Source organism: Vibrio sp. bablab_jr001, from assembly GCF_016464285.1.
In the GTDB taxonomy this organism is placed as follows: domain Bacteria; phylum Pseudomonadota; class Gammaproteobacteria; order Enterobacterales; family Vibrionaceae; genus Vibrio; species Vibrio fluvialis.
On sequence record NZ_JACDWZ010000046.1, the window covers coordinates 310,217 to 334,953 of the forward strand.

Below are 24,737 nucleotides of genomic sequence, written 5' to 3' on the forward strand. Positions count from 1 at the left end.
GCCAAGTTCTGGCATAGATGAGTAGTAAAAATGGAAGCACAAGTTAAGTGGGTTGAAGACTTTAAGTTTATCGGCCAGTCACAATCGGGCCATTCTATTGTGATGGATGGCAACGGCGGTGCAACAGCGCCAAGCCCAATGGAGATGGTGCTGATGGCGGCAGGTGGTTGCAGCTCAGTTGACGTGGTGGATGGTCTTAAATCTGCGGGTGAGAAGGTTCGTAGCTGCACGGCTAAACTGACGACAGAGCGTCGTGAAACGGCGCCGCGTCTGTTCACCAAAGTAAACGTTCACTTTGCTGTGTCCGGTGAAAACCTCAGCGAAGAAGTGGTCGCGCGAGTCACCGCCGATTCACTGGAGAAATATTGCTCGGTGTGCCTCATGTTGGGCAAAGGGGTCGAAATGGCCCACAGTTGGGAAATCATCACTGAATAAAAAAGCCGGGCAAAAGCCCGGTTTTTTATTGGGCGGCATTCGCTGTTGCTGCCCGCTTAGCTATGCTTAAAGCACGTTGATAGAAAACTCAGCAAATCATGGCGGTCAAAGGACGAATCACAGAGTGGTATGCAGACAAAGGTTACGGCTACGTTACTCCGGAGGCCGACGCGTTGCGCATCAAATTTTATCAGCAGGATGTGTCTAACTCAGTCGATCTGAAAAGCCACTCAGGACAATAAGTGCGGTTTCGCATTGTTCAGGATGAAGAAGGAAAGCGGCGCGCCACTCACCTTGACGGAGTGCGTGCGTTTCCGTGGTCGTCACTGACCGCCATGTGGTTTTTTGCCGCATTAGTCGGCTGTGTGATCTATTGGGATTATCCGCCGGTTGTTGGTTATTACTACCTATTGGCCAGTATTCTGGTGTGGTTTATTTACGCATTGGACAAACGAGCAGAAAAACGCAGCAAGCCGCGAACCGGTGCATCGGCCGTGCTCTTTTTGTCTTTGCTGGGTGGCTGGCCGGGTGCACTGCTTGGGCAATACCACCTGAACCTTTCACCTCGGTCATTGCTGTTCCAATTGTTCATGTTGTGCATTGTGTTAGGGCACATTGTTTGGCTTATTTGGACGCTGACGCCTAAGGGAATAACGCAGCTACACGCTCTCATCTCAACAATTTCGTCTTTGCTTCTCAAATAGGGGAAAGTCAAACTGTCGGTTTTTCTCTTTTTTCCTGACTAAAAGCCGTTACCCTTTGTGAACTTAGCAAAGGAAAACAAAATGACAGAACGAGAAAAAATGATGGCAGGTCAGGTGTTTGACGGCAACGATCCTTCGATTATTGAGCTCAGCCAGCGAGCGACAGAACTCAAAGTGCGCATCAATCAATCTATCGATGCACAAGAGCGAGGCCGTTTGCAAAGCCAATTGTTTGGAGCTTTCGGCCCGGAAAGTATTGTCCAGCCCCCCTTTCATTGTGAATTTGGTCAGACGATTCGAATTGGTCGTCATACTTTTTTAAATATGAATATCGTCATGCTGGATAACGCTCCGATTACCATTGGCGACAACGTGCTGATTGGACCAAGCTGTCAGTTCTATACCGCTTCCCATTCGTTGGATCATCGTAGCCGTCGCCTTTGGGAAACGGTATGCAAGCCAATCGTGGTGGAAGACGATGTCTGGATCGGCGGCAATGTCGTGATCAATCAAGGGGTGACGATTGGCGCTCGCTCAGTGATTGCGGCGAACTCGGTCGTTAATCACGATGTGCCACCGGATACGTTGGTAGGCGGCACGCCAGCGAGGATTATTCGCTACCTCAAGTCGAGTGAGGAGGCTTCTCTCTTCTGAGGTTTTCCGCTACAGTGCACTTCTCTTCCTGCTAGTATTCGCGGAGCATATCTTGGCACGTCATCGTTATACCCTGTTTGGTGTTGCAGCTATCCTGTTGTGGGGTTGCTTAATGGGGCTGACTCGCACGGTCGCTGAACAATTCGGGCCAATAGGCGGTGCGGCACTGATTTACAGTGTGGCGTCTCTGTTTTTGCTCGGTGTCATGGGCGTTCCCAAGTTTCGCGGTTTCTCACTGCGCTATGTTTTGATCGGCGGTACGCTGTTCGTCAGCTATGAGATATGTCTTGCGTTGGCGCTGGGTATGGCTAACTCGCGCCATCAGGCTCTGGAAATGGCCGTCATCAACTACCTTTGGCCAGCATTAACGGTGCTGTTTGCTGTTCTCACCAGTCGTAAAGCGGTCAGTCTTTGGGTGTATCCGAGTATCGTGTTGGCGTTTGTCGGCGTTGCCTGGACGATTACGGGCGAACAAGGGTTGTCTGTCTCTCTCATCGCCGATAATGTCGCGACGAATCCGCTCACCTACGCGATGGCCTTCTTTGGCGCCATTATCTGGGCGGTTTACTGCAATGTGACCAAGATTATTGCCAACGGTCAGAATGCCATCTGTGTGTTTTTTCTGGCGACGGCGGCGGTGCTTTGGGGCCAGTATGCGGCCAGTGATGAAGGGCCGCTGGTATTTAACGGCACCGGCACCATCAGTTTACTATTGACCGGTATTGTCATGGGGAGCGGTTATGCGCTTTGGAATCTGGCCATTTTGCGCGGCAATATGCTGTTGCTGGCGACCTTATCGTATTTTACGCCAGTGATTTCCACGCTTTTCTCATCGCTGATATTGGGCGTTCTACTGGGCGCCAACTTCTGGCAAGGCGTGGCGATGGTGACGTTGGGTTCACTGATTTGTTGGTGGGTGACCCGTGAACGCGCAGCAGAGAGCAGCGCTACCCATGCGCCGCAAGAATCCGTATGACAAGGCAGTGCACCGCAGCGTTATTCTGTGGCGCAGATGTGGCTATGAATGGGTATGCCGCTGAACGAAATGATTGAGCTCTTTCAGAGTTCTGATCACGTGCAGTTGCTTATGATTTGACTGCACTTGCAAGCGACTCAAAAAATCATCATTCCAGAAATTAGGACAAAGCTTAAGTACCTTATAGCTTTGCCAAGTGCCTTTGAGAACAGAACTGCCATCAGGCCAGCCTTCAGGTTTGACCAATAATCCTTTCAAACAGCGCTTCGTCACCAGCCAATAGCTCAATGCGTAGGGCAGATCGATGTACACCAAAGTATCCGCCGCTTCCAACCGTTCATTGAACGAAGCCAACGGGCCGAAACCATCAATGATCCAACGCTCCGACGCTAAGATTTGTTGATGCGCCTGGTTAAATATTTCGCGATCTGTAAGCGTTCCGTCAGCCTGATAAACAATCGAATCCAACTGATGAAGCGGGATACCTGTAGACTCCGCGAGCGCTTTGCTGAGCATCGATTTTCCGCTACCGGGCTTTCCAAAAACGGCGATTTTATTCATGTGATCTCCTGTGGTGTTGTCAATTCCCACGAGGCAGTGACACAAAACCCACCTCTGAGGGTGGGTTCGACAAATCAAAAGCACAGCACAACCCCACCATTCCTATGGAATGATGATAATTCGTGCGTTGAGGTGTTTCTGATTCGCTTTCATACAATCAATTTCATACATGTGCTGCGGCTTGTCAATGCTAAAGAGGGTATTCACAAAAGTGGGAATAAAAAACCCGCCGAAAGGCGGGTTTGCGATTAGCTTGCGATGTTGACGGTAATCTGCAGTTTCAGCGGCAGTTTCGACAAACGTTTTTCGATGGTATTGCGTGTTTGTTCGATATCTTCTACCAGAATTACTTCGCTGCTGTCTGGGTAAATATCCACGTCGACCCACAGCTCGTGACCGACTTTAGTCACGCCTGCCAGTTCAATGTCCTGTTCCGATTCTTTACCAGCCGCAACCACACTTTGGTCGACGGTTTGACAAATCTCTTTACTCGGTGCCATCAGGAAGATTTCACGCATTGCAGAGCGTAGCATCTCAAATGGTACTTTGATGAAGTAGAACGACATTGCCAGCATCATCATCGGGTCGGCGTATACCGCGTATTTTGCCATTGGCGTCAGAGTCATCAGCCATGCGATAACGAAACCAGCAGTTACGGCTACGCTCAACATGGTGTCCATTTGCCACTGTTTAACTTCAGCGTCAATCAGACCTGATGCGTGACGTTTACCCAGTGATTTCATATACCACCAAGCCAGGCCACAACCTACAACGTTGATGGCACCAAAAGCGGTCGCGACAGACGCATCGACTGGGCGGCCACCAGTAAACATGGAACCGATAGCAGAATACAGTGAATAACTGACGATCAGTAGAATCACAGCACCTTTCACGGCGATTACCGCCGGTTCGAACACTGCGCGGCCAAAAGGAAATTGGGCATCAGATGGTTTTCTGATGTAGCGAGCAGCGACTAGCGACAATAATGTTAACAGTAAACTGACGAGAGAATAGACACCGTCAAACATGATAACCAGTGAGCCTACAAGCAGACCGACAATCAAGCCACCACCCGCAAACATTGACGCAAAAAGAGCTGAGAGGGTCAAGACACGATTTTCGTTAAAACTTGTTCGAGCACACATTTTATTTTTTACCTGTTGGAAACTGAGGATATTTTGGCTGAACGGCGTGGCTTTACAACGACGATTTGCATATTCAACAGGTTAATGTTTGAGCTGTTTTGTTTTATTTATTTAAAATCAATAAGTTGCTTCGTGTTTTTGCTGTCATTATTATTGACGCTGACTGGCTCATTGGCAAGTCGGGCATCCCCAAAGCAAGAATTTAGAAATCAAACAAGTAGTCGCTGATCTTATCGGCGAGCCAAAGCATCGCCGGGTTTTCAGAACTGCCCGCAACGCTAAACATACAAAAATCCTCTTGTGTCAAACCATAGGTGTGGCGAATTACCGCAAGGCGTTGCTCGCGCAAGTGGTGACGAATCAGCGGTTCCGGCAGTACGCCCCAAGCACTTTCCGTCAGAATGGTACTGAGCATGTACTCAAAGCTGGAAAAGCCGATATAACGGCGCGAAAAAGGCTCCAGACTCGAATTGTCTTGTTCATTCAGATACACCATCACCGCTTGCATGGATTTTCGCAGATCTTCGTCTGTTACCCGTTTGATTTTGGTTAGCGGGTGGGTTGCGCTACACACCGACATCATACGGATTTTGCCCAGCGGCTGATAACCGATACGAGGATCGTCCAAACGTTCGTAGTCAACTCCGAACGCGAAATCCACTTGTTGAGTCGCAACCAGGCTTGCAAGATCACCACTCGAGGCAAGCACGATGTTAAACGAGGTATTGGGAAACAGTTTATTGAGTGAATGCGCCAGATCCTGCCACAGTGTATCGGGCAAAGAGTCGTCACGGGCGATCCACATTTCTGCGGCGAACTCATCAGACACTTGTGAACAGGTGCGGCGAATGCGCGTCGCGGTGATCAAGATGCTCTCGCAATCTTTGTAAATCGCTTTGCCAGCTTCAGAGAGGGTGAGGTTATTTCCGGTACGTGCGAACAGTTCCACGCCCAATTCGGTTTCGAAAGCTTTGATTGCCATGCTGAGTTTGGTGCGATTGCACTCCAACTGACGGGCGGCTTCTGAAACCGAACCCGTATTGGCAATGGTGCAGAATGCTTCGATTTGTGACAGGTTCATAGCGTGCTCAACTCAATGAAAGTCTCGGAATCATAAACAATTTTTGTGTGGCTGCCTATCTGCTCTAATAATCGCCAATTGAGCCAAATTCAGATTTTCTTACGCAAGATTGCGTTGTAACTCTATGAACTTCACTTCGTTTTGGTTTAATCTTGGGGAGTTCAAGTTGCCTCAAACCGACGGGTTCACAGAAAATCTATCGATTTTCGGCCATGAGCCAGCCATTTTGAGGTCACTTGGGCAGTTTGCCCGAATACAAGAAGTAACACGGAGGCCATGATGGCACACGACTGGGACGAATACGCAGCGGATTGGGAAAAAGACGAAGCGACAACCGTTTTTGCGCAGAACGTTTTTCAGCAACTGAATAAGCTCATTTCGCTTGAAGGCAAGCATGTGCTGGATTTCGGTTGCGGTACGGGTTTGCTAAGTCAACTGATGTCACCAGTGGCAAAAGATATTGTGGCTTTGGATGCATCCGAAGCCATGATCGAAGAGCTGGATAAAAAAGAGCTGGCCAATGTTGAGCCAGTAGTGGATCACTTAACACGCGGTCTGGTTGCGCAGCACCCGGCATTCCGCAAACAATTTGATGTGGTCGTGGCGTCTTCGGTGTGTGGTTTTGTACCCAACCAGAATGAAGTTGCCGACATCATTTATACCTTGTTGGATGAGGGTGGTTTGTTTGTTCACTGGGATTGGCTGGTGGATGATAACGACCCTGAATTTGGTTTAAGTGAACGTGATGTGGAAACCATGCTGACACAGGCTGGCTTTGCGACGGTCGAAGTGAGCAAGGTGTTTGAAATCAGCACTCCGCAAGGTGTCATGCCAGTCGTCATGGGCGTCGGCAGAAAATAAAAATTTTGTAATCAATCCAAGCCGCTACAGGGTTCCTGTCGCGGCTTTTTTGTTTTCTTAAGTCTCTTAAGTTTCTCTTAAGCTTGCCTCCTTAAGCTCAGTGGGTAAGGCACCACAGAGGGCTTCTCAATGAGAGACTTTTTTCAGGATCATGCACTTGATCTGGCGATCATTGATCGCAACCATCCCAAGCGGGGTGAGGTCGAACACTACATTGCTCAGCGTTATTCGCTGGCGTTTGATGCACGTCTCAATTGCTTTATGCCAACCTTCATGGCGTTGATGGATAACGACCACATTAAGTCTCTGTGTGGTTACCGTGTTGCCAGCGAAGAGGCACTGTTTCTCGAACAATATCTGGATCATCCGGCCGATGAACTGCTCGCTTCGGCGTTCAGTCGTCCGATTGATCGCGCGCAGCTGATTGAATTTGGTCAGCTTGCATCATTTTCCAAAGGTTTTTCTTCACTGCATTTTCTGCTGATGACACAGAAGCTGGTGGAGCAGGGGTATGAATGGTGCATTTTTACCGCCACAGATCCCCTGTACGCCATGATGTGCCGCCTTGGTTTGGATCCGACCATTCTGGCCGAAGCCGATCCGACCCGCATTCCTGATGCCCACAGCATTTGGGGCAATTACTACCAATATCAGCCACGTATTGTTGCAGGCAATCTCAAAGGAGCCCTAGCGCATTTACAGGCTCTGTTTTCCGACCGCAAACATCGTTTAAGCGGAGGTTTTTCATGAACAAGATTTTACAGGCGTTAGTCCAACGCGCAGAGCAGACACCGGATGCCACGGCGTTTACCGGATACAGCGAGCGCACGCAACAAATGGAATCGATCAGTTATCTGAGTTTGCTGGTCAGAGTGCGGGAAGCGGCGGATCAGCTTAGTCGTTTGGCGGCTCATTGTATTGCGCTGAGAGCAGAAAACAGCCTGGACTGGGTCATCGCTGACCTTGCCGCGATGCAGGCGCAGATCCCGTCTGTGCCTGTCCCGATGTTTTTTAGTGATGCGCAGGTCGCGCACACGTTAGAGCAATCCGGTGCGGATGTATTGATCGGAGAGTGGCACAGTTGGCAGCCTGAGCTGTTGGGGCAAATCGAAGGTATGCCACTGTGGCGTAATGAGCATGCGCATGGCGCGCACTGGTTGCCCGGCAGCAGCAAAATTACCTTTACCTCCGGTTCAACCGGGCAGCCGAAAGGGGTCTGTTTAAGCGACGAGCAACTGGCACAGGTGAGTGCCGCGCTGGCTGATTCGATTGCAACCGAAACCTGTTGCGAGAAACATCTGATACTTCTGCCGCTGTCGACGCTACTTGAGAACATCACCGGCGTCTATGTTCCGCTTCTGCTGGGTGCCACCTCAGTCGTGGTTCCGGGACAAGCGGTGGGATTGTCGGGTTCAAGCCAGTTCAATCCGAATCAGTTCGCGGTAGCCCTGAGCCAGTATCAGCCAAATAGCCTGGTTCTGACTCCGGCGTTACTGATGGCGCTTATCCACATTGTGACGCTCAATCCAATGCTGTCACGTTCGCTCAAGTTCGTGGCCGTCGGTGGTGCACGTGTGACACCAGCCTTACTGCAAAAGGCGCAGTCGTTGGGCATTCCGGCCTTTGAAGGCTACGGTTTGTCTGAGTGCGCATCGGTCGTCAGTCTCAACACGCCAAGTGCTCAAAAGCCGGGAACCAGTGGCCGGGTGCTTCCCCATGTGGAAGTTAAAATCGCGCAAGACGGCGAAGTGCTGGTGCGCGGCAACGTGGCGTTGGGCTACATCGGCGAACCCTTCGCTCAGCCTTGGCTGGCAACCGGGGATCTCGGTGAGTTAGATGAACAAGGTTTTCTGACCATCAACGGGCGTAAAAAGAATCAAATCATTACTGCCTACGGACGCAATATCTCACCGGAGTGGCTGGAATCGGAAGCGCAATTGCTCCCTGCTCTGCAAAGTATGGTTGTGGTTGGCGAAGGACAGTTTTCGCTGACAGCGGTCGTGGATGGCAATCAACCTGAAATCGTGGTGCAGAGCATCCACAAACTGAACAACACACTGCCGGATTATGCCCGCATCGGCAAAGTGGTGACGGTCGCCGGGCTCAAGCAGCAGCCGGGGCTGTTCACCAGTAATGGGCGTCCGGTACGTCAACAGTTTGAAAACTGGCTGGCAACACTGCCAGAAAGTGACAACAAAATCGTCACGACCCAGCTCCAGCAATCTTGTTAACGCATTGAATTGAAGCATTAAAGAGGAATACAGGATGAGTGAATTTTTTCAGACATTGAAACAGCAGACCTTAGCGGCGCAGCAAACCATGTTGCAGGCACCGATTTTTGCCCAGTGTGCAAAAGGGGATATCGACCGCGAAACCTACGTTGCGTTTCTGACCCAAGCATACCATCACGTGAAACACACCGTACCACTCTTGATGGCTTGTGGTGGGCGCTTGCCGGAGAAATATGAATGGTTGCGTCAGGCGATTGGTGAGTACATCGAAGAAGAGAAGGGCCACCACGAGTGGATTCTCAACGACATCAAAGCGTGTGGTGCAGATGCAGGTATGGTGCGTGCGAATCAGGCTCAAGGGAGAGTCGGCGCACCGATCGAACTGATGGTGGCTTACCTCTATCACCAGATTGACCGGGTCAACCCGATGGCTTTTTTCGGTATGGTTTGGGTGCTTGAAGGTACCAGTGTGGGCGTCGGTGGTCAGGTGGCGGCGTTGGTCAAGGATAAACTGAATTTGCCGGACAGCGCGATGAGTTATCTGACATCGCACAGCGTGCTCGATCAGGACCACATTCAGCTGTTTGAAGGGTTGATGAACCAAATCACCGATCCGCTGGATCAGCAAGCCATTATCGATTCGGCCAATATGGTGTTTCGCTTGTATGGCGATATGTTGCGTGGCCTGACGCCTGATGCGTTACAGCACGCAGCGTAAGGAGAGAGAGATGAATTTGCAAGGTAAACGCGTACTGCTGACGGGGGCCTCCGGGGGAATTGGTCAGGAGATCGCACACGCGCTCGAAGCGAAAGGCGCATCGCTGGTGCTGGTGGCGCGTAACCGCAACAAACTGGAAGCGTTGAAGAACAGCCTGAATGACCCTGAACGTCATCAGACACTCTGCATTGATTTTCAGCAACCGGACAGTGAAGAGCAGCTCAAAGCGTTCGGGCTTGAGCAGGTGCAAAACGAGCAGCGCATTGATGTGCTGATCAACAACGCGGGCAACAATCAGTTCAGTTTCCTCGCCCAGCGCAGCGCCAAATCGCTGCAAGAGGAGATTCACCTCAATCTGATGACGCCGATTCTGACCAGCCAGTCGGCACTGAATTGGCTGCAAAGACCAGGGATCATCCTCAACATCGGTTCTACGTTTGGCTCCATCGGTTTTCCCGGATATACCACCTACTGCGCGGCGAAAGCGGGCGTGCAGCGCTTTAGTGAAGCGCTGGATCGTGAGCTTGATGGTGCAGGCATTCGCGTGCTGTATTTGGCGCCGCGTGCGACGAAAACCGATCTTAACGATGATCGCGTGACTGAAATGAATCGCCAGTTGGGTAATCACAGCGATGCGCCAAGTGTGGTTGCCAAACACGTGGTCTCTATTTTGGAAGATGAACAGGCGTCGAGATGGATTGGCTGGCCAGAGAAGCTGTTTGCACGCCTCAACCAAATCATTCCCGGAGTGGTGTCAAAATCGATTCGCAAACAGCAGGACACCATTCATCAATACATCAATCAGGTTCACGGTAAATCATGAGGGAACAAACAATGAAACGGAATATGGCAATGTTCGCAGCTGCGCTGACGCTGGGGACTTCTCTTTCGGTATCAGCAGCGAGTGCTGATCCGCTGCTGACTATTCAGAAAAAATGGGCCGTGTGTCAGTATCAGTCCAAAGACAAAGATCATCAGGTTTACTGTCTGGAAAACCTCATCAAACGCAATGAAGAGGCGTTGACGCAGGAGCCGGAGCGCCAGGATCTCAAAGTGTGGCTGGCGATCAATAAATCCTCACTCGCTGGAGCGAAAGGTGGTCTGGGGGCGTTGTCGTTGGTGAAGGAAGCGAAAGTACTGTTGGAACAAGTTATTGAAAAAGCGCCGGAAACGTTAGATGGCTCTGCGTATACCAGTTTAGGTTCGCTATACTATCAGGTACCGGGCTGGCCTATCGGCTTTGGTGATGATGACAAAGCGGAAAAAATGCTGCATAAAGCGTTGGAAATAAATCCGGAAGGTATTGATCCGAATTACTTTTATGGTGACTTCCTGGCTCAGGATGGTCGCAAAGCAGAAGCGATTCAATATCTGATCAAAGCGCAGCACGCGAAGCCACGTCCGGATCGTCCGCTGGCTGATCAGGGCCGACAACAAGAAATTGCCCAAAAACTTGGAGAACTCAATTAGTAATGCGTTTGTTGCTTGTAGAAGATGATGTCCTGTTAGGACGTTCAATGGTGACCTCGTTAAGTCGCCATGGATACACCGTCGATTGGGTTGAGCGCGGTTCCGGTGTGGAAACCGTGCTCAAAACCGAACAGTTTATCGCGGTGATCCTCGATCTCACGCTGCCGGATATTGATGGTCTGGTGGTGCTACGCAACATTCGCCGCGCGGGTTTTACTTTGCCGGTGCTGATTCTGACTGCGCGTGACGACATCGAAGATCGGGTGAAAGGCCTTGATGGCGGTGCGGACGATTACCTGATCAAGCCGTTTGCACTGGAAGAGTTGATGGCGCGCCTGCGGGTACTGATTCGCCGTCAATCGGGCTACTGCGACACGCGCATTGAAGTGGGAGAGTTGTCACTGTCGCTCTCTGAACAGTCGGTCGATTATCAGGGAAACCGACTGAAACTGACCAACAACGAATTCAAACTTCTGGCGTCTCTGATGACACATGCTGGCCGAGTGATGAGCAAAGAGCAGTTGCAACAATCACTGCATGGTTGGGATGAAGGCTCGAGCGATAACGCCATCGAAGTTCACATTCATAACCTACGCAAAAAAGTCTCCAATGAGGTCATCAAAAACATTCGCGGCGTGGGTTACATCATTGAAAAATAATCACGTAAAAGCGTTTTCGATCAAAAAACGCCTCACCATTGCGGTTGTTCTGCTCTCCAGCGGACTCATTCTTCTGTCGCTGTTTTTCAGTTTCAGTGCCTCCCAGCACGAAATCGAAGAAGTGTACGATGCACGCTTGGGGCAATCGGCCAAAATGCTGCTGCTCGGCATGCCGTTCAAGGAAGAAGGGTTGGAAGCCAGACGAGCCAGCCAAATTCTCGATACCTGGATGCAGCGCATCAAAGCGCAGGCTGGAAGTGATGATTCACCTACCACGTTTGGACACCCGTATGAACGCAATATTCTGATTCAGTTCTATCACAGCGGTGAACTGGTGTGGAGCTCCATTCCTGATATCGCCCGCACGGCCCACGACCCACGTTATGCCGGCTTTGGTTATTTTGATATTGATGGCCAGACATGGCGTTATTTCCAATTGCCACTGCCGGATCGTTACCACACCAAGCCTGAATACGTGATCGTGGCGGAAAAGCAGTCGATTCGAAACGAGATGAGCCGCGAACTGGCACTTTCAACTGCACTGCCGCAATTGATTATGATCCCTTGCCTGGCTCTGGTGATGACGTTATTGATCGGCAAGCATTTCCAACCGATTTCCGAACTCAAACGCGCCATTACACAGCGTAATGCCAACAAGCTCGACAGTATCTATGTGTCCAATCCAACGGTGGAGTTATCGCCGCTGGTTGATGCCTTGAACGTATTGCTGACGGAACTGGATCATGCTTGGCAACGGGAGCGACGATTTACCCGCATGGCTGCGCATGAGCTGAAAACGCCGCTCACGGTCCTGCGCCTCAACGCAGAAAACGCATTGTTGAGCCAGAATGAGGATCAGCTCAAATCTGATTTGAACAACATTTTGCGCGGTATAGAGCGTACCGACCGCCTGATTCAACAGCTGTTGATGCTGGCTAAAGTGGAGAGTATTCACGACCTCGCGTTCTCAAGCATTAACCTGACTAAACTTGTGCAGGGTGTATTGGCGGAACTGGTGCCATTTGCGCTGCGTCATCAGCAAGAACTGTCGCTCGATGGTGATGATATCTATGTGCTGGGGGATGAGTCGCTACTGCGCATTCTGTTTACCAATCTGGTCGATAACGCCATTCGTTATTCTGGCCAAGGTTCGCAAATTAAAGTCACGCTGAACGAGGCGGGCGGTGCAGTCAACGTGTGGGTGAGCGACAGCGGCGCAGCGTTAAGCGAAGAAACCCGCGAGAAACTGTTTGAAAACTTCTATCGTGCGAACACCGAAAAAGGCGATGGAGCGGGACTGGGTATGTCGATTACTAAAGACATCGCCAAGCTGCATCGCGGCACGATTGAACTGATGCCACGAGAAAATGAACTCAATACATTCTGGGTAGCGTTGCCCAAAGCCTAGGGCCGCAAGGTTTTTCCAAATCGTAAATTGACTATTTACGTAATTTCACTGTCGGAAAAGTCCTACAATACATACACTGCAAATATGAATTTGGTTATTAAGCAGTTCCCCTGACCATTTTCATACCAGAATCTGTTTATTGACTAACAACTCATGGCTAGGGTTTGAAATAAATAAAAGCAAAAACAGAATAAAAAGGTCAGCATGTGCTGACCTTTTTACTTTTCCCGTATCGCTTGCCGCTGATTAGCAACCGCACTGACCTTTGGTGAGGCGCTTACACAACCACTTCATTGCCTGATCATTCATGCTCGGCTTATTCCATACCAAACTGTAAGCCACCGTTCCGTAGTCAAACGGCAGCGTCTTGTAAATCAACCCTTGCGCCTGATGAGCTCTGTCTGCCCAGTGTTTAGAGCAGGTAAACAGCAGATCCGTATGTTGGCACATGATTGCCGCTGCGCCGAAGTCTGCGGTGGTGACCGCAATCTGGCGTGACTTATGACGCTGAGCGAGATTCTTCTCAAAATAGGGCTCACTGAGCTCCTTATCGAGAATGGCGATGTGTTTGTAAGACAGGTAGTCTTCGGTGGTCATTTCGCCTTGAGCCAGCGGATGGTTGGGATTCATCAGGCACACCATTTCGTCGTCGGCGATAATATGCCAAACCAGATCCTGAGCGTGAGTCGGAGGTTGGCTGATGTCGTGCGGCAAAATCATGAAATCAATCACACCGCGCTGAAGTGCTTCAAATCCGTAATACTCCTTAGAATGGATCGTCAAAGAGAGATTGGGTGAGCATTCGGAAATGATGTTAGCGATGTCTTCGGCGAAGAGTTCGAGCGTGCTCTCACGCATGGCGAGCCGATAGTGGCCGTTATAGAGTTTGGGATCAAAGTTGGCCTGATGAAGAAGACCGTTCATGCTGGATAAAATGCTGTGAACCGCAGGACCCATTTGCAGGGCATAGGGCGTTGGAATCAACTGATTGCTGTCGCGGTAAAACAAGTCGTCATCGAGCAGTTCACGTAACTGAGCGAGGATTTTACTGATGCTGGAGGGGCTGACGCACAGTCGGGCAGCGGTCTGCGTGACACTGCGAGTGCTGAGCATGACGTGCAGTGCCGTCAGGTGCTTTAAACTGAATCTCGATAGATGAATATAATCCATAAAATAAATAAAGCAGTATACGGTGGCGCAAGCATATCATTATTAAAGAAAAATAGAGTAATGAAAAATACTCACGCCAGCATGATATCCGGTTCATCTTGCCCGGTTATGGTTGCTCATTTTCAAAGATCTGTTCGATTTCATGCAGCACCGTCGGGTTGGCAATCGCGCCCAGATTCTTTACCGGTTGTCCTTGCAATGTCTGTTTCACCGCCAGCTCGACCAACTTGCCTGATTTAGTGCGTGGTACCTCACTGACGGGATAAATTCGGGCTGGTACATGGCGTGGCGAGCAGTGGGTGCGCAGTGTTTTGCGAATTTTGTCTTTCAGTTCGTCGGTCAAAAATGCCTTATCGTGCAACTGAACAAACAGGACGATCTCTTCATCGTTGCCTTGCTTTTGGCCGACGGCAATCGAATCGAGCACTTCTTCTAACTGATTGACCTGCTGATAAATTTCCGCCGTTCCGATGCGCACGCCACCCGGATTAAGCGTGGTGTCACTGCGGCCGTAAAAGCGGTAGCCGCGGTGAGCCGTAAGCTCTATCTCATCGCCGTGATGCCAAACGCCAGGATATTTGTCCCAGTATGCGTGGTGGTATCGTTCACCATCATCGTGCCAGAAACCGATGGGTTGGTTGGGAAAACTGTTTCGGCACACCAACTCACCGCGCTGCTGACTCACGGCCACACCTTCGTCATCAAACACCGCGATGTCCATTCCGAGACCGGCTCCCTGACACTCACCGCTGTAGACGGGGGAAATCGGATTGCCCAGAACAAAGCAGCCGCAGATGTCAGTGCCCCCGGAAATAGATGCCAAGTGTAAATCGGCCTTAATGTCGGCATAGACGTATTCAAACTGCTCAGGGTAGAGCACTGAACCAGTTGAGCAGAGCGTTTTCAGCGCGCTTAAGTCATAAAAATCACTGGGTGAAAAGTGACTCTTTTGCAGCGCTTCAATGTATTTGGCCGAAGTGCCGAACAGCGTCATCTGCGTTTCCTGAGCCAGTTCCCACAATACGCTCGGTTGGGGATACATCGGACTGCCATCGTAAACAACCAGAGTCGCGCCGCTCGCCAGTGCGGAGACGTGCCAGTTCCACATCATCCAGCCACAGGTGGTGTAATAAAACACGCGGTCACCCGGCTGAATGTCACAATGCAACTGATGTTCTTTGAGGTGATTAAGCACGATACCGCCAACGGAATGCGCAATGCACTTTGGCTGACCCGTTGTGCCGGAAGAATAGAGAATAAACAGCGGATCGTTAAAACCGACCCGCTCGAATTCGATGCCACGTGGCAGATAACTGGCGAGAATCGCCTGCCAGTCCGAAAATGTGTCATTGAAATCCTGACTGTAAGTACGCTGTTGGAGATACTCAATCTGGCAGGTGTTTTCGATGGAAGGGATCGCTGCGACAATGCTGGCGTTGCGCTCTTCCATCACATGGGTTTTGCCATTGAAGCTGTAGCCATTGCAGCAGAAAAGAATTTTAGGCTGCACTTGGCCAAAGCGCTCCACCACGCTGTCGACACCAAAGTCCGGTGAGGTGGATGTCCAAACCGCACCGAGACTGGTGGTTGCCAGCATGGCAACGATGGTTTCTGGCAAGTAGGGGAGATAACCCGCGACCACGTCACCGCGGCCGACCCCATTTTGAGTCAGCCATTGCTGCACGACAGAAACCTGATCGCACAGTTGTTGCCAGGTCAGTCTGCGGCTCTGGCCATTTTCGTTTTTAAACCAAATAGCCACACCGTCGGGCTGCTGATACGCGTAGGAGAGTAAATTCTCCGCGTAATTGAGTTGTGCCTGAGGAAACCAGATAGTATCGCGAGCCGGTACAAATTCATCCCAACGCGCAATGCCTTCTCCGTGAATGCAGTCACCGCAATACCCGATCACGTCGCAGAATTGCCACACTTCGAGCCAGAATTTTTTCTTATCCGTGACCGACCAACGATGTAACTGCTCATAGGCATCTAAGGCTTCACCCTGCATGTTGATATGGCGGAGAAACTGCTGCAGGTTGGATGATTCAATTCGGTCCTGGCTGGGAGTCCAAAGGGGCGTGGCGTGTGGCATAACATCCTCGATGAGTGTGTGATCTTTTTTTTGTAATGCATCAAGTTTTGACCATTTTTCAGTAAAGTCAAACCTGCGCCCAATAATCAGCTTGCTGATATATAAGCAAAAAAACTGACAATGTAAATAAAATGTTACACTGGTTTTTGGCGGTATTCTGAACAGATCATTGGCAGCCAATTTCGAAGGCGATAGGCTTAATGTAACGGAATTGTTAAGGAGAGGGATGATGACCAAGTATCATTCCAAGCCAGTGAATAGTAAGGGATTTGTCGACTGGGATTCGCAAGAAGATGCCATCTGGCGCGACCTGGTCCAGCGCCAACAATCTGTGATTCGTTCACGGGCTTGTCAGGCTTATCTTGATGGATTGGAAATGCTCAATCTTCCCGTTGATCGTGTTCCACAACTGCCTGAAATTAATGAAGTTCTGATGCGAGAAACGGGCTGGCAGGTTTCGCCGGTCCCCGCACTGATTAATTTTGACCGTTTTTTTGCCCTGCTGGCGGACAAAAAATTCCCTGTTGCGACGTTTCTGCGTAGCCGGGAAGAGTTCGATTATCTGCAAGAGCCGGATTTCTTCCATGAAATCTTCGGTCACTGCGCAATGCTCACTCATCCGGATTTCGCCGCGTTTACTCACACCTATGGACAACTGGGGAAAAACGCGACGCCACAGCAGCGGGTCTATCTCGCTCGCCTCTACTGGTTCACGGTAGAGTTTGGATTAGTGAAAGAGGGCAGCAATACCAAAATTTATGGTGGTGGTATTCTTTCCTCACCGGGCGAAACCATCTATTCACTCGACAGTACCATCCCTGATCGGGAAAGTTTTAACTTACATAATGTCCTGCGGACACCGTATCGCATCGATATCATGCAGCCGGTCTATTATGTACTGGATGATATCCGCCAGTTGTATCAGCTTAGTCAGACCGATCTGATGAGCCATGTAGAAAAAGCCATGGCGGCAGGTTTACTGCCACCATTATTCACACCGAAGGAAGAAACTCATGCTTGATGAATTACGCTGCGAAGCTTGCAGTGCCGATGCGACCGCTTTGACACAAGATGAACAGCAAACGCTTCTGAGCGAGCTGGAAGGGTGGGCGCTTATCCATCGCGATGGTATTCCGCAACTTGAAAAAGTGTACCGTTTTAAGAACTTTAAGCTGGCTTGGGCGTTTGCAAATCAGATTGCACAGTTAGCTGAAGAGGAATTTCACCATCCGAGTATTTTACTCGAATGGGGTAAAGTGACGGTGACATGGTGGAGTCATTCGATTAAAGGCCTGCACAAGAACGATTTTATTTGTGCGGCCAAATGTGACCACTTAGCGCAATAGCGCGCGGTGAAGTCACATTGCAAACACAACAACAATAAAGTTACACGACCCTCTGGCCTGACTCGCGAACTCCCTCCCTCGTCCGTCAGGCTTTTTTCATCGTGTTTCAGGCAGTGAGAGTGGGTGAGTCACCGTCATTGATGAGGTTGTTAATCCATCGTTTAGAGAAAATGCGTTGTGTGGTAAGAAAAATTTTTGCCCCTTCTTCCAGCCAAATAACCATCAACACCCAGTGCAACGGCCAGCCCAAGACTAAACCAGTGAAATAAGCGAGCGGGATACCAATGGCCCATTGACCGAACAGGTCGATGAAAATGCTGTAGCGAATATCGCCGCCGCTTTTCAGTACGCCGCCGATGCCAACCATGTTGAACACCCGCAGCACCATGCCAAACGCCATGACCAGGCAAACATTGAGTGCCATCGCTGAGTCTTCCAGCGGACTGTGGCTGATAAGCCAGGCAAGCCAAGGTTTGGCGAGATAGCACAACAGAGCGAGTAGCAAGGCCAGTGTGCAGCTGGTAAGCACATACCACCAGGCAGTACTTTCCACCCGTTGATAGTTCTGGGCGCCTATCTCGTTGCCCAAAATAATTGACGCGGCGACGGCAAAGCCAAGGAATGCAGAAATCAGCACACTCTCTATTGGCGAAAGCAGGGAGATGATCGCCAGCTCCGAGACACCCAACTGACCGACAATCACGTTGTAGACCAGAATGCCCGCTGCCCAACCAGTGTCGTGCACGATCATTGGCCAAGCCACTTTGTAATAGCGTGCACGATGCTGAGGTGACTTTGCTTGTCGCCAGTTGTCGCGGGTCGGCAACAGATGCGGGTAGCGACGGCGCAAGGCGTAAAAGAGCATTGCGGTTTGACATAGACGAGAAATGGATGTGCCAATCCCTGCTCCCAGCACGCCAAGCTCCGGAAAGCCAAACAGGCCGAAGATCAGCAGCGCATTAAGAATCGCGTTAATGATGATGGCGATGATGCTGACTCGCGTAGGCAGTGTCGCCTCGCCAACCGAGCGTAAAGCGCCTTCAACGGGGACTACCAATGCGGTGCAGAACAGGCTGGCGCCAGTGACCCATAGATAGTCTGTCGCCAGCGAGACGTATTGTGGATCGGATGCGATGACAGACACCACCGACTGCGGCGCAATCAAATATAGCATCATAAATGGCACAGTAAACAGCAGCGCGACCACCCAAGATTGCGCCAGAACACGGCGCACACCGTCGAGATTGCCCGCTCCGAAATATTGTGAAGCCAGCACACTCACCGCACCGCTGGCACCTACGATGACGATCAGATTGAAAAAGAAAATCCGGTTACCGACACCGACGGCGGCGGTCGCGGCTTCACCGAGCTGACTGACCATAAATATATCGACCACGCCCAACAGAGAAAACAGCATTGACTGCAGGGATACAGGCACGCCGATTTGAATTAATTTTTGCCAGAACGGACGGTCCAGCTGACGAAAAGAGGCCATCATGGGTGAGATCTCACTCGAAGGAATTAACGCTGCCAGTGTAGGGGCTGAGTGGATCTTTGTATTGTTCAATTCCCTCTCAAATGTTTGCCAAACTCTCATGATTCAGGATAAGCAGGAACATTATCGAATTTCCGACAAAACGACGCATCAGATCATCGATCAGGAACATGCACTGCATCTGGAACAGAGTGGCATCGTGCAGTGTGGTCTTGCGACGTGTCGCGAATCGTTCAGCGTGTATCGGAAATCTCCGGGCCAGCATATGTTGCTGTTTACGGTGAAAGGCAAAGGCTGGCTGCAAAGTGGGCAAGAGCGTTACGTATTGGAGCCCGGATCGCTGATCGTCGTCCCCGCGGGTTGTGAGAATGGCTTTGGTATCGAAGAGGAAGATTGGCAGCTGGCGTGGTTGTTTTTGACACCGCGTCACGAATGGCGATGTGTCGCCGGTGCACACCTACAATACGATTTAACGCCAATCACCGACGTGATGTTTTCCTGTATTCAAACGCTGGTACGCACCATGACACTGCCACCGGAATTAGGACAGCGTGTTGCGCAGCATGCGGTGGAACAAATTAATGACTTGCTCAGTTCACCTGCACCAAACGCGCAATCACGCATGCACGTGCGTTTAAACCGTGCGTTTGAACAAGTACAAAAACAGCTGCATCGAGATTGGACGGTGGATCAAATTGCCGCTTTGGTGCCGTGCTCGGTACCACATCTGCATCGCTTAAGTCAGAGTTATTATCACCACAGCCCGAAAGCACATCTGACCCGCCTGCGTATGGAATATGCGGCACGATTGCTGGCTCGCTCAGACTGGTCGATACAACACATCGGCGAAATGGTTGGCTATGCAAACAGTGCTAATTTCAGTACCCGCTTTAAACGCTGGAGCGGTAAGACACCGCGTGAACATCGGTACGATAAGAAAAACACATTCCTGTTGTGAATCGTATGCAAAACAAGATTGGTCCGTACGATATTTACATAGCTTGTTACAAATGGAGATCTTGTCGTAAATCTCGCCGAATGATTTACTTATGCCTCCTAAGTAACAGAGGTTATTATCACTAATGGACGACCCCTTCAGGCGACCAATCCCATTCCTTTCTTCGTTTTACTCCGCTTCCTTGACTAAGGAGGCCACATGCTAGAACTATTCCTACAACCGGAAACTTGGGCCATTTTTGCCACATTGTTGGCATTGGAAGTGGTGCTTGGTGTCGACAACGTTGTATTTATCTCCGTCTTGTGTGAACGCTTGCCGCAGCATCAGAGAGCGCTGGCGCGTAATTTGGGTATTGCGCTGGCCGTGACCGCGCGTATCGGTCTGGTGTTTTCGATCAGCTGGGTGATGTCTCTCACCAGCCCTATTGTCACACTGTTGGGTAACGAGCTGTCAGGCCGTGACTTTATCCTGATTGGTGGCGGTGCATTCTTGTTCATTAAAGCCGCAAAAGAACTGTGGTCTTGGTTGACCCACGTCGAGCATCAGAAAAGCGCGAATGTCAGTGCCGGACTGACCGTTGTACTGCTACAAATTGTCGCAGTTGACGCGGTATTTTCTATGGACTCGGTGATCACCGCTGTCGGTTTGACCAACGATATCCCAGTGATGGTGGCAGCGATTCTGGTGTCGGCGGTGATCATGATCCTGACCGCGGCCAAGATTAACGCGTTAGTCAGCCGTTACCCTGGTTTCAAAACGCTGGCGCTGTTGTTCCTAGTACTGCTGGGCGGCCTGCTGATGGCTGAAGGCGTTGAATGGCACATCAACAAAGGCTATGTCTACTTCGCGATGGCGTTTGGTCTGGTAATGGAGCTGTGTCATATCCAGTGGAAGAAAAAGCAGTCGTTAACGATAAAACGTGCTCGTCCACTGCATCTGGATAGACGTCATCCGATTCTGCGTTAATTCGGCATGAATAAAGAAAGGGGAAGCGATGGCTTCCCCTTAATGTTTCCGGACGATGCGTGTATTTAACGAATCGCGGTGCAGAAGCTGACGTCAGCAACGCCAGTTTCTGGATTGCATTCATGGTAGAGCTCAAAACAGGGACGATCGTCAGAATCGAGCCCTTGTTCCACCACTTTTTCCATCAACTCATCCCAATACAGAACATACTGCGATTTGTCGGTTACTGTGCGGCGAATAGTTGCGTATTTGCCCCCAGAAAACTCGGTGTACTCAATGTGAGCGGGTACTTCTGTACCTGATGGAACCAGCAGGCAGATGTCCGTACGGCATTTGTCAGCGGGTGTCAGTTCCGGGTTGTCGTGATAAATGAAAATAGAGGTGTGGTGCGCCAGTCCCGCTGGCCCCGCCCAACCATATAAACTGCCCACGGCGGGCTCGTATTTTTCGCCATACGGTCCGGTTACGCGTACAAATGCCAAACCGCTCGGTTCGAAAGTCTGTAGATCCATTTGGTGACTCCTTGTTATCAATGTCTGGTGATTATAGGCAGCCTCTGATTCTGAATCGTGTCCATACTTGCGCAGCATGTGTCCTATCTTGCTGTTTTGTAGCAGCAGAGTAAACGCCTCCAGATTATCGCATTCGCGAACCTGACTCGCTGTCAGGCCAAAATGTTGCTTGAACGCTTTGGCAAAGGCTTGCGAACTGGAAAATCCCATCGATAACGCAACATCGACCACCGACAGTTTTTTATAAAACAGATGGTTGGCGGCCTTTTCCATTCTCAAACGACGTAAATAGTCGTTGAGCGTTTCGCCCATTACCGCTTTGAAAATACGATGAAAATGGTAAGGAGAGAGGTAAGCCATGCGCGCAACTTCTTCCAGATTAAACGGTTGATCGAAGTTGGTTTCGAGAAAGCGAATGACGGGTAATAAGCGTTTGTGGTAGTCCGTTTTCATGGGCACACATCTGTGAATGTTGACGTGGTCACTTTACTGCGGAAATCAAAGAGGTAAAGCGTGGTGTCGAGAAGTGTGCAATGACTCTCAACTGCGTATGGCAGATAAAAAAAGAGCCAATCGTAATAATCACGATTGGCCGATATAGATTGTGAACAAAATGCATTCACTAACAACGTCAGTTGGCTAGGTGACCCTCGGCTTAATAAGGGTCGACTAATATAATGCAGTATATGTGCCAAGTTTTAGAGCACTGTTTTGACTATATCTTGCGCGTTTTTCTCTGCTTTTGGCACTATTTCAGCCGTAACGGTTGCATTCTGCGAATGCAAATTGCGAAATTCATTCAAATTGCTAGTGACAGCCTTGTTATTTATCCAGTCTGACATGTCATTGTAAGTAAATTGTCATTTTAATTACACGTCTAAATATATTGTCTGTTTTGGTGCACTGTTGTTTCTTACATTAACTTATTGATAAAAAATAAACTTATGAGTTTTCTGTAATATTTTGTCGAGTTAAGGGGTTGAAATATTCATTTGAGCTGTTAGTTTATAAAAGGAATTTGTTTAGAGTTCAAATTGAATTGATATGTGGCCGACAATGATTACAGCAGCACCATGGGTTGCATACCCAGAAATTATGCACAATGCTCAGGAAGAGTGGTCGTTCCGAATTCCAAGCCGAACGGATGGCAAACGCGTACATGAATTGGTATCGCAATGTTCACCGTTGGATGAGAATTCTGCCTACTGTAACTTCCTGCAATCTACACACTTTCAAAGTACTTGCGTGGTCGCCGAACGTAATGGCGACATGGTGGGATTCGTCTCAGCCTATTGCAAGCCGGATAAGCCAAACGAGCTGTTTGTTTGGCAGGTCGCTGTGCATGAAAGCGCACGCGGAATGGGTCTGGCTTTCCATATGCTGAACGAACTGTTGACCCGCGATGACCTGGCCGACATTGACGTGCTGGAAACCACGATTACCCGAGACAACAATGGCTCTTGGAGTCTGTTTAAGAAATTGGATCGGGCCCACGGTGAAAAGGGTGAAGTGTCAACGTTTCTCGATGAAACCCGCCATTTTGATGGCGAGCATGACACCGAATACCTGTACCGAATTCCTCTTAATCCACGAACTAACCGAAAAGGATAAATCCCATCGTTATGGATATCTTTAAAAAGAAAGAATCAAACGTTCAATCTTATGCCAACCATTTCCCTGTGGTGTTTTCCACCGCCAAAGGAAGCTGGCTGTATACCAAAGATGGTGATGCTTACCTCGATTTTCTGGCGGGCGCTGGCTCGCTGAACTATGGCCATAACAACGCCATTTTTAAACAAGCGCTGCTTGAGTACATCGACAAAGATGGCATCACGCACGGCCTGGATATGCATTCGGAAGCGAAAGCGGAATTCCTGCGTGCTTTGCAAACCTACATCTTTGAACCTCGCGACCTGAATTACAAAGTGCAGTTCACTGGCCCAACCGGCACTAACGCCGTTGAAGCGGCGATGAAGCTGGCACGCAAAGTCACCGGGCGCAGCAATATTGTTGCCTTCACGAATGGTTTTCACGGCTGCTCATACGGCGCTCTTGCGGCGACGGGGAACCAGCATCATCGCGGTGGTGCGGGGCTTGGCCTTTCTGGCGTCACGCGTCTGCCGTACGACGGCTACGCCGATATTGATGGTCTTGCTTTGTTTGAAACCATGCTGAGCGACAACTCGTCAGGTCTGGATAAGCCAGCGGCGGTTCTGGTTGAAACGGTGCAAGGTGAAGGCGGTCTGAACGCGGCATCCAATGAGTGGTTGCAACGCCTGAGTAAAATCTGTAAAGCACATGGCGTACTGGTGATTGTTGATGACATTCAGGCCGGCTGTGGCCGAACGGGTACCTTCTTCAGCTTTGAACCTGCCGGCATTGAACCCGACATCGTCACGCTGTCGAAATCGATCGGCGGATACGGACTGCCTTTGGCCGTGGTGTTGTTCAAGCCAGAGTTGGATCAGTGGAAACCGGGCGAGCACAACGGCACTTTCCGTGGCAACAACCACGCCTTTGTCACCGCTGCCAAAGCGCTGGAAACCTATTGGGCAAACGATGATTTTGCTCAGCACATTCAATTGCGAGCTCAGCAGGTGACCCGCACCATCCAAACGTCGCTGCGCCGTTTCCCTGAATTGTTCTCACGCCTGAAAGGGCGAGGCTTGATGCAGGGTATCGAGTGCCAAAGTGGTGAGGTGGCTGAAAAAATTGCCCGCGAATGTTTCCGTTTGGGAATGGTGATTGAAACCGCTGGCCCAAATGATGAAGTGGTGAAGTTTTTCTGCCCGCTGACCATCAGTGAAGCCGAGCTGGAACAAGGCCTGGAGATTTTCGAACGCGCGGTGGAAAACATCGCACCTCAATTTATTAAAAAAGCCTCATAAGGAAGAGTCATGATCGTAAGAACCCTGGATGAATGTCGCCAAAGTGAACGCCGTATCGTTGCTGAAACCGGAACTTGGGAAAGTGTCCGTATGTTGCTCAAAGACGATCAGATGGGCTTTTCATTCCACATCACGACCATCTACAAAGGCACTGAAACCCACATTCACTACCAAAATCATCTGGAATCGGTCTACTGCATGTCTGGTGAAGGCGAAATTGCCGTGGTTGGTGGTGAAACTTACCCGATTAAGCCGGGAACGCTCTACATCCTGGACAAACACGATGAACACTACCTGCGTGCTTACGATGGCGCCGATATGGTCATGGCGTGCGTGTTCAATCCACCGCTGACAGGGGCGGAAGTGCACGATGAAAACGGCGTCTATCCCATCGCCGATTAGTGCTG

At 50.1% G+C, this 24,737-nt stretch carries 27 protein-coding genes; 20 read left to right on the top strand and 7 right to left on the bottom strand.

All coding sequences use genetic code 11. The annotated features are described in order from the left end of the window. The first annotated feature begins 30 nt into the window (after nt 1–30). The 5 genes from JIG40_RS08715 (at nt 31) to yddG (ending at nt 2,769) form a co-directional block, all read left to right on the top strand. Nucleotides 31–435: an OsmC family protein gene (locus tag JIG40_RS08715; RefSeq protein WP_143682419.1), complete on the top strand. Its 405-nt coding sequence runs from the start codon at nt 31–33 to the stop codon at nt 433–435. Nucleotides 436–533: 98 nt separating this feature from the next. Further along, nucleotides 534–677, top strand: a complete 144-nt coding sequence (locus JIG40_RS22840) for a hypothetical protein (RefSeq protein WP_244662651.1) — start codon at nt 534–536, stop codon at nt 675–677. Further along, nucleotides 678–1,139, top strand: a complete 462-nt coding sequence (locus JIG40_RS22845; protein WP_348541335.1) for a DUF1294 domain-containing protein — start codon at nt 678–680, stop codon at nt 1,137–1,139. It begins immediately after the preceding gene. Nucleotides 1,140–1,220: 81 nt separating this feature from the next. Further along, nucleotides 1,221–1,793, top strand: coding sequence for a sugar O-acetyltransferase (locus tag JIG40_RS08725; RefSeq protein WP_044362697.1), 573 nt, complete (start codon nt 1,221–1,223; stop codon nt 1,791–1,793). 52 nt (nt 1,794–1,845) lie between these two features. Then, nucleotides 1,846–2,769 carry an aromatic amino acid DMT transporter YddG gene (yddG, locus tag JIG40_RS08730; protein WP_199465168.1) on the top strand — a complete coding sequence of 308 codons (924 nt, stop codon included), beginning with the start codon at nt 1,846–1,848 and terminating at the stop codon, nt 2,767–2,769. Between the two features lie 42 nt (nt 2,770–2,811). Here yddG and JIG40_RS08735 read toward each other — a convergent pair whose 3' ends face one another. The 3 genes from JIG40_RS08735 to JIG40_RS08745 form a co-directional block, all read right to left on the bottom strand. After that, nucleotides 2,812–3,330, bottom strand: coding sequence for an adenylate kinase (locus JIG40_RS08735; protein ID WP_199465169.1), 519 nt, complete (start codon nt 3,328–3,330; stop codon nt 2,812–2,814). 248 nt (nt 3,331–3,578) lie between these two features. Continuing rightward, a complete protein-coding gene (locus JIG40_RS08740) occupies nt 3,579–4,475 on the bottom strand; it encodes a cation diffusion facilitator family transporter (RefSeq protein WP_024375351.1) in 897 nt (298 codons plus the stop codon). Between the two features lie 202 nt (nt 4,476–4,677). Then, the gene (locus JIG40_RS08745) at nt 4,678–5,556 is read right to left on the bottom strand and encodes a LysR family transcriptional regulator (RefSeq protein WP_020329009.1); all 879 of its coding nucleotides are present in this window, start codon (nt 5,554–5,556) and stop codon (nt 4,678–4,680) included. 279 nt (nt 5,557–5,835) lie between these two features. On the opposite strand from JIG40_RS08745, the gene JIG40_RS08750 reads away from it, so the two are divergent. The 8 genes from JIG40_RS08750 (at nt 5,836) to JIG40_RS08785 (ending at nt 12,903) form a co-directional block, all read left to right on the top strand. Continuing rightward, on the top strand, nt 5,836–6,417 hold the full coding sequence (locus tag JIG40_RS08750; RefSeq protein WP_024375350.1) for a class I SAM-dependent methyltransferase: 582 nt from the start codon (nt 5,836–5,838) through the stop codon (nt 6,415–6,417). Between the two features lie 129 nt (nt 6,418–6,546). Next, nucleotides 6,547–7,167: a thermostable hemolysin gene (locus JIG40_RS08755; RefSeq protein ID WP_075990107.1), complete on the top strand. Its 621-nt coding sequence runs from the start codon at nt 6,547–6,549 to the stop codon at nt 7,165–7,167. Continuing rightward, nucleotides 7,164–8,648, top strand: a complete 1,485-nt coding sequence (locus tag JIG40_RS08760; protein WP_199465170.1) for an AMP-binding protein — start codon at nt 7,164–7,166, stop codon at nt 8,646–8,648. The genes JIG40_RS08755 and JIG40_RS08760 overlap by 4 nt, the downstream gene beginning before the upstream one ends. Nucleotides 8,649–8,682: 34 nt before the next feature. After that, entirely contained in the window at nt 8,683–9,366 is a 684-nt protein-coding gene (locus tag JIG40_RS08765; RefSeq protein ID WP_100267741.1) for an iron-containing redox enzyme family protein, read from the top strand. Between the two features lie 10 nt (nt 9,367–9,376). Further along, a complete protein-coding gene (locus JIG40_RS08770) occupies nt 9,377–10,189 on the top strand; it encodes an SDR family oxidoreductase (protein ID WP_020329012.1) in 813 nt (270 codons plus the stop codon). A gap of 11 nt (nt 10,190–10,200) precedes the next feature. After that, on the top strand, nt 10,201–10,836 hold the full coding sequence (locus JIG40_RS08775) for a hypothetical protein (RefSeq protein WP_199465171.1): 636 nt from the start codon (nt 10,201–10,203) through the stop codon (nt 10,834–10,836). Nucleotides 10,837–10,838: 2 nt separating this feature from the next. Beyond that, nucleotides 10,839–11,495: a response regulator gene (locus JIG40_RS08780; protein ID WP_143682425.1), complete on the top strand. Its 657-nt coding sequence runs from the start codon at nt 10,839–10,841 to the stop codon at nt 11,493–11,495. After that, nucleotides 11,485–12,903, top strand: a complete 1,419-nt coding sequence (locus tag JIG40_RS08785; protein WP_199465172.1) for an ATP-binding protein — start codon at nt 11,485–11,487, stop codon at nt 12,901–12,903. Before JIG40_RS08780 ends, JIG40_RS08785 begins: the two co-directional genes overlap by 11 nt. Before the next feature lie 246 nt (nt 12,904–13,149). On the opposite strand, the gene JIG40_RS08790 is transcribed toward JIG40_RS08785, so the two are convergent. Together JIG40_RS08790 and JIG40_RS08795 are read right to left on the bottom strand one after the other, a co-directional pair. Beyond that, nucleotides 13,150–14,073, bottom strand: a complete 924-nt coding sequence (locus JIG40_RS08790) for a LysR family transcriptional regulator (protein ID WP_024375478.1) — start codon at nt 14,071–14,073, stop codon at nt 13,150–13,152. A gap of 106 nt (nt 14,074–14,179) precedes the next feature. Further along, nucleotides 14,180–16,165: an acetoacetate--CoA ligase gene (locus tag JIG40_RS08795; RefSeq protein WP_199465173.1), complete on the bottom strand. Its 1,986-nt coding sequence runs from the start codon at nt 16,163–16,165 to the stop codon at nt 14,180–14,182. Nucleotides 16,166–16,394: 229 nt separating this feature from the next. On the opposite strand from JIG40_RS08795, the gene phhA reads away from it, so the two are divergent. Continuing rightward, nucleotides 16,395–17,186 (top strand): phenylalanine 4-monooxygenase, encoded by a 792-nt coding sequence (phhA, locus tag JIG40_RS08800; protein ID WP_020329018.1) that lies wholly within the window; start codon nt 16,395–16,397, stop codon nt 17,184–17,186. Then, nucleotides 17,179–17,511 (top strand): 4a-hydroxytetrahydrobiopterin dehydratase, encoded by a 333-nt coding sequence (locus tag JIG40_RS08805; RefSeq protein ID WP_020329019.1) that lies wholly within the window; start codon nt 17,179–17,181, stop codon nt 17,509–17,511. Before phhA ends, JIG40_RS08805 begins: the two co-directional genes overlap by 8 nt. A gap of 106 nt (nt 17,512–17,617) precedes the next feature. Here the strand turns inward: JIG40_RS08805 and JIG40_RS08810 are convergent, their stop codons facing one another. Beyond that, nucleotides 17,618–19,009 (bottom strand): MATE family efflux transporter, encoded by a 1,392-nt coding sequence (locus JIG40_RS08810; protein WP_158143406.1) that lies wholly within the window; start codon nt 19,007–19,009, stop codon nt 17,618–17,620. Nucleotides 19,010–19,106: 97 nt separating this feature from the next. Between JIG40_RS08810 and JIG40_RS08815 the strand changes: the two genes are divergently transcribed. Both JIG40_RS08815 and JIG40_RS08820 read left to right on the top strand, forming a co-directional pair. Then, nucleotides 19,107–19,964 (top strand): AraC family transcriptional regulator, encoded by an 858-nt coding sequence (locus JIG40_RS08815; protein ID WP_158143405.1) that lies wholly within the window; start codon nt 19,107–19,109, stop codon nt 19,962–19,964. A 198-nt stretch (nt 19,965–20,162) separates the two neighbouring features. Continuing rightward, nucleotides 20,163–20,930, top strand: a complete 768-nt coding sequence (locus JIG40_RS08820) for a TerC family protein (RefSeq protein ID WP_020329022.1) — start codon at nt 20,163–20,165, stop codon at nt 20,928–20,930. Nucleotides 20,931–20,995: 65 nt separating this feature from the next. Here JIG40_RS08820 and JIG40_RS08825 read toward each other — a convergent pair whose 3' ends face one another. Beyond that, nucleotides 20,996–21,895 (bottom strand): AraC family transcriptional regulator, encoded by a 900-nt coding sequence (locus tag JIG40_RS08825; RefSeq protein ID WP_158143404.1) that lies wholly within the window; start codon nt 21,893–21,895, stop codon nt 20,996–20,998. A gap of 591 nt (nt 21,896–22,486) precedes the next feature. On the opposite strand from JIG40_RS08825, the gene ectA reads away from it, so the two are divergent. The 3 genes from ectA to JIG40_RS08840 are packed head-to-tail and all read left to right on the top strand — an operon-like array spanning nt 22,487 to nt 24,732. Beyond that, nucleotides 22,487–23,053, top strand: a complete 567-nt coding sequence (gene ectA / locus JIG40_RS08830) for a diaminobutyrate acetyltransferase (RefSeq protein WP_158143403.1) — start codon at nt 22,487–22,489, stop codon at nt 23,051–23,053. Nucleotides 23,054–23,064: 11 nt separating this feature from the next. Then, a complete protein-coding gene (gene ectB, locus JIG40_RS08835) occupies nt 23,065–24,330 on the top strand; it encodes a diaminobutyrate--2-oxoglutarate transaminase (protein WP_047459884.1) in 1,266 nt (421 codons plus the stop codon). Between the two features lie 9 nt (nt 24,331–24,339). Next, nucleotides 24,340–24,732 carry an ectoine synthase gene (locus tag JIG40_RS08840; RefSeq protein ID WP_020329026.1) on the top strand — a complete coding sequence of 131 codons (393 nt, stop codon included), beginning with the start codon at nt 24,340–24,342 and terminating at the stop codon, nt 24,730–24,732. The last annotated feature ends 5 nt before the right edge of the window (nt 24,733–24,737 follow it).

What these genes read in the sequence shown, in the direction of transcription:
- JIG40_RS08715 (WP_143682419.1), top strand. Translation starts at nt 31, where the DNA reads ATGGAAGCACAAGTTAAGTGGGTTGAAGACTTTAAGTTTATCGGCCAG.
- JIG40_RS22840 (WP_244662651.1), top strand. Translation starts at nt 534, where the DNA reads ATGGCGGTCAAAGGACGAATCACAGAGTGGTATGCAGACAAAGGTTAC.
- JIG40_RS08725 (WP_044362697.1), top strand. Translation starts at nt 1,221, where the DNA reads ATGACAGAACGAGAAAAAATGATGGCAGGTCAGGTGTTTGACGGCAAC.
- JIG40_RS08735 (WP_199465169.1), bottom strand. Translation starts at nt 3,330, where the DNA reads ATGAATAAAATCGCCGTTTTTGGAAAGCCCGGTAGCGGAAAATCGATG.
- JIG40_RS08740 (WP_024375351.1), bottom strand. Translation starts at nt 4,475, where the DNA reads ATGTGTGCTCGAACAAGTTTTAACGAAAATCGTGTCTTGACCCTCTCA.
- JIG40_RS08745 (WP_020329009.1), bottom strand. Translation starts at nt 5,556, where the DNA reads ATGAACCTGTCACAAATCGAAGCATTCTGCACCATTGCCAATACGGGT.
- JIG40_RS08750 (WP_024375350.1), top strand. Translation starts at nt 5,836, where the DNA reads ATGGCACACGACTGGGACGAATACGCAGCGGATTGGGAAAAAGACGAA.
- JIG40_RS08755 (WP_075990107.1), top strand. Translation starts at nt 6,547, where the DNA reads ATGAGAGACTTTTTTCAGGATCATGCACTTGATCTGGCGATCATTGAT.
- JIG40_RS08760 (WP_199465170.1), top strand. Translation starts at nt 7,164, where the DNA reads ATGAACAAGATTTTACAGGCGTTAGTCCAACGCGCAGAGCAGACACCG.
- JIG40_RS08765 (WP_100267741.1), top strand. Translation starts at nt 8,683, where the DNA reads ATGAGTGAATTTTTTCAGACATTGAAACAGCAGACCTTAGCGGCGCAG.
- JIG40_RS08770 (WP_020329012.1), top strand. Translation starts at nt 9,377, where the DNA reads ATGAATTTGCAAGGTAAACGCGTACTGCTGACGGGGGCCTCCGGGGGA.
- JIG40_RS08775 (WP_199465171.1), top strand. Translation starts at nt 10,201, where the DNA reads ATGAAACGGAATATGGCAATGTTCGCAGCTGCGCTGACGCTGGGGACT.
- JIG40_RS08780 (WP_143682425.1), top strand. Translation starts at nt 10,839, where the DNA reads ATGCGTTTGTTGCTTGTAGAAGATGATGTCCTGTTAGGACGTTCAATG.
- JIG40_RS08790 (WP_024375478.1), bottom strand. Translation starts at nt 14,073, where the DNA reads ATGGATTATATTCATCTATCGAGATTCAGTTTAAAGCACCTGACGGCA.
- JIG40_RS08795 (WP_199465173.1), bottom strand. Translation starts at nt 16,165, where the DNA reads ATGCCACACGCCACGCCCCTTTGGACTCCCAGCCAGGACCGAATTGAA.
- phhA (WP_020329018.1), top strand. Translation starts at nt 16,395, where the DNA reads ATGACCAAGTATCATTCCAAGCCAGTGAATAGTAAGGGATTTGTCGAC.
- JIG40_RS08805 (WP_020329019.1), top strand. Translation starts at nt 17,179, where the DNA reads ATGCTTGATGAATTACGCTGCGAAGCTTGCAGTGCCGATGCGACCGCT.
- JIG40_RS08810 (WP_158143406.1), bottom strand. Translation starts at nt 19,009, where the DNA reads ATGATGGCCTCTTTTCGTCAGCTGGACCGTCCGTTCTGGCAAAAATTA.
- JIG40_RS08815 (WP_158143405.1), top strand. Translation starts at nt 19,107, where the DNA reads ATGATTCAGGATAAGCAGGAACATTATCGAATTTCCGACAAAACGACG.
- JIG40_RS08820 (WP_020329022.1), top strand. Translation starts at nt 20,163, where the DNA reads ATGCTAGAACTATTCCTACAACCGGAAACTTGGGCCATTTTTGCCACA.
- JIG40_RS08825 (WP_158143404.1), bottom strand. Translation starts at nt 21,895, where the DNA reads ATGAAAACGGACTACCACAAACGCTTATTACCCGTCATTCGCTTTCTC.
- ectA (WP_158143403.1), top strand. Translation starts at nt 22,487, where the DNA reads ATGTGGCCGACAATGATTACAGCAGCACCATGGGTTGCATACCCAGAA.
- ectB (WP_047459884.1), top strand. Translation starts at nt 23,065, where the DNA reads ATGGATATCTTTAAAAAGAAAGAATCAAACGTTCAATCTTATGCCAAC.
- JIG40_RS08840 (WP_020329026.1), top strand. Translation starts at nt 24,340, where the DNA reads ATGATCGTAAGAACCCTGGATGAATGTCGCCAAAGTGAACGCCGTATC.